At 76.7% G+C, this 1,095-nt stretch carries 2 pseudogenes; both read left to right on the top strand.

The features are described from left to right. Positions 1-736 (top strand): annotated as a pseudogene (locus tag LRX76_RS18710) (hypothetical protein); the annotation flags it as partial. A 139-nt stretch (positions 737-875) separates the two neighbouring features. Then, positions 876-1,095: pseudogene (locus tag LRX76_RS18705) on the top strand (MoxR family ATPase); the annotation flags it as partial.

Below are 1,095 nucleotides of genomic sequence, written 5' to 3'. Positions count from 1 at the left end.
GGCCGGGGTCGCGCGCGATGCGGCGCGGACCGCCGCCGGTGTCGCGGCGCAGCCAGGCAGCGGCGCGTCCACGCCGCAGCGGCCCGCGGCGGCGGCTGACGATCGCGCTGCCGCTGCCGCTGCCGCCGGCCGCAGCGGCGCGGCCGAGGAACAGCCGGAAAACGCCGAGTCGGCTGCGTCGGCGTCGATCGACGCGGAAACCGCACCTGCCGACGGCAGCGAGGGCGACCTGCGCGACGGCGGTCGCGAGGACCTGCGCGAACAGGCCTCAGGCAGCCCGCGGCAGGCCGGGCTGCCGGCCGGCGGACAGCCGGCGGCGGGACCGCGGGACGGCGATGAACAGGCGCGGCAGCCGCAGCAGGGTCCCAGCCAGAAGGGCGACCAGGGACAGTCGCAGGGCTCCGGGCAGCGCTCGGGCCAGGGGCAGGGGGGGCAGGGCCAGGGAGAGGACGAGGCGCAGAAGCGCGCGCACGGGATGTCCGGGCTGCTGCTGGGCGTGCCGATGCAGGACCAGTTGACCGGCACCGCCAACCGCGGCCGCGTCCGCAGCATCACCCGTCCCGGCGAGCCGGCGGCCGCGTCCGCCGAACCCGGCCAGGTGCAGGCGCGCGGCAGCGGCCAGGGCGATGCCGGCGGCATTGCCCATCGGGCGGCCAGCGCCGCGGAGGAGCGGCTGGTGCGCGACTACTTCCTGCGCCAGCGCACGGCCGCCGGCGGCAACGAGGAGGACCACTAGGGTGCCGCAACGCTCCAATGCCGGCCCCGCGCCCGCCCCCGATCCGCATCGCCGCGGCGCGGACGCTCCACGCCTTGCGCTGCAGGCCGCTGCCGGCGTGCACGCTTCACACTTGAACATTGACGGGACACTGGCGGACATGGGCGCGAACGAAATCGGACAGGGCAAGGGACCGGCGGCGGCGGAGCAGGCGCTGTTCCGCAGCACCTTCGCCGCGCTGCGCAGCGAGGTCGGCCGGATGATCGTGGGCCAGCGCGAGGTGGTGGACGGTGTGCTGACGGCGCTGCTGGCCGGCGGCCACGTGCTGCTGGAAGGCGTGCCGGGGCTGGGCAAGACCATGCTGGTGGGCTCCATCGCCC

This window comes from Stenotrophomonas sp. MMGLT7, assembly GCF_021168555.1.
Classification (GTDB): Bacteria; Pseudomonadota; Gammaproteobacteria; order Xanthomonadales; family Xanthomonadaceae; genus MMGLT7.
The sequence above is the reverse complement of the archived record's forward strand: the minus strand, read 5'-3'. Positions and strand labels throughout refer to the sequence as shown.